Origin of the sequence: Tabrizicola oligotrophica, assembly GCF_011008935.1 — a bacterium.
Classification (GTDB): Bacteria; Pseudomonadota; Alphaproteobacteria; order Rhodobacterales; family Rhodobacteraceae; genus Tabrizicola_A; species Tabrizicola_A oligotrophica.
Genome location: NZ_JAAIVJ010000034.1, coordinates 1 through 1,633 on the forward strand (window position 1 = coordinate 1; position 1,633 = coordinate 1,633).

Genomic DNA, 1,633 nt, shown 5'->3' on the forward strand with positions numbered 1-1,633 from the left:
GCCGTCGGTTCGTCCATGATCACGAGCTTCGAGGCAAAGGCCGCCGTGCGCGCGATCGACACGCATTGCCGCTGGCCTCCGCTCATGTTGCGGATCGGGTTGTCGACATTGGGGATCTTCACCGCCGTCGTCTTCAAGGCCTCCAGCGTGCGCTCGCGCATCGCCTTGCGGTCGAGCCAGGAAAACGGGCCAAGGCGGAACTTGAACAATTCGCGCCCCAGAAACAGGTTCGACGGCACATCGAGATCGTCGGCCAGCGCCAGCGTCTGGAACACCGTCTCGATGCCGGCCTCGCGCGCCTCCAGGGGCCCCGCGAAGTTCACCGGCTGGCCGTCGAAGAACACCTCGCCCGCCGAGCGCTGCTCCACCGCCGTCACCTGCCGCACGAAGGTCGACTTGCCGGCGCCATTGTCGCCGACGACGGCGACATGCTCGCCCTCATGCAAGGTGAAATTGGCATCCTCCAGCGCATGCACCCCGCCATAGCGCTTGGTCAGCCCGCGCGTTTCCAGAATGATCTTGCTCATGGCTTATCCTCTCGCCCGCTTGCCCTGCCGCCACTGATCCAGGATGACCGCGCCGACGATGATCGCGCCCTTCACCATCTCCTGGTAATAGGCGTCGAGCTGGATCGAGGTGAAGCCCGAGATGATGACCGAAAAGATCATCGCCCCCAGCACCGTGCCGAGGATCGAGCCGCGCCCGCCCGACAGCGACACCCCGCCGATCACCGCCATGGCGATGGCGTCCAACTCGTACATCATGCCCATGCCGGCCTGTGCGGTCAGGTTCTTGGAGGTCAGAAGCACCGCCGACACCCCGGCCAGAAGCCCTGCAATGGCATAGACCAGCACCTTGTGGCGGTCGGTGTTGATCCCCGACATCCGCGCCGCCGCCTCGTTCGAGCCGATGGCATAGGTGCGCTTGCCGTACAGCGTGAAGCGCATCATGACCCAGAACAGCCCCGCCAGCAGGATGAACACCACTGCCGGGTTCTGGCCCTGCCAGCTCAGGATGCCAAAGCTCAGCCAGCCCAGCACATCGCCGTTCGACAGGCTGCCATAGCTTTCCGTCGGGAAGCTGACCGGCTGGCCGTTCGACCACCAGCGCGAGGCGCCGCGCGCCGCCACCATCATGCCCAGCGTGGCGATGAAGGGCGGAATGCGGGTGTAGGCAATCAGCAAGCCATTGACAAGACCGGCAAAAGCGCCACAGGCCAGCCCGATGGCAATCGGCACGATCACCGGCAGATCCATCGCCCAGGGCCCGAAGATCGCCTTGGGATTGGGGTTGCCGTTGACCAGCGCCGTCTGGGCAAAACTCATCGCCACCATGGCCGTGACCCCCACCACCGAGCCGGAGCTGAGGTCAATCCCGCCGATGATGATGACCTGCGTCACCCCGAGCGCGATGATCCCGACAATGGCCACCTGCAGCATCATGATGTCCAGCCGCTGCATGTTGAACAGGCTGTCCACCCCGTCGCGCAGGTTGAACAGGAACGAACCCCCCTGCAGCCGGTTCAGCACCTCGAAGATCACCACCATGATCACCAGCGCCAAAGCCACATTCCACTCCGCAGCCCGCGCCCGACGCGCAGGATCATATCTTAGGCCGCCAAGCCCGTGGGTCG

General features: G+C 64.7%; 2 protein-coding genes. Both read right to left on the reverse strand.

What is annotated here, in order from left to right; translation table 11 throughout:
• Window positions 1–527 (reverse strand): ATP-binding cassette domain-containing protein (locus G4Z14_RS18675; protein ID WP_164628469.1); only part of this gene is annotated, 527 nt, incomplete at its 3' end.
• A 3-nt stretch (window positions 528–530) separates the two neighbouring features.
• On the reverse strand, window positions 531–1,633 hold a 1,103-nt coding region (locus G4Z14_RS18680; RefSeq protein WP_164628471.1), incomplete at its 5' end, for an ABC transporter permease.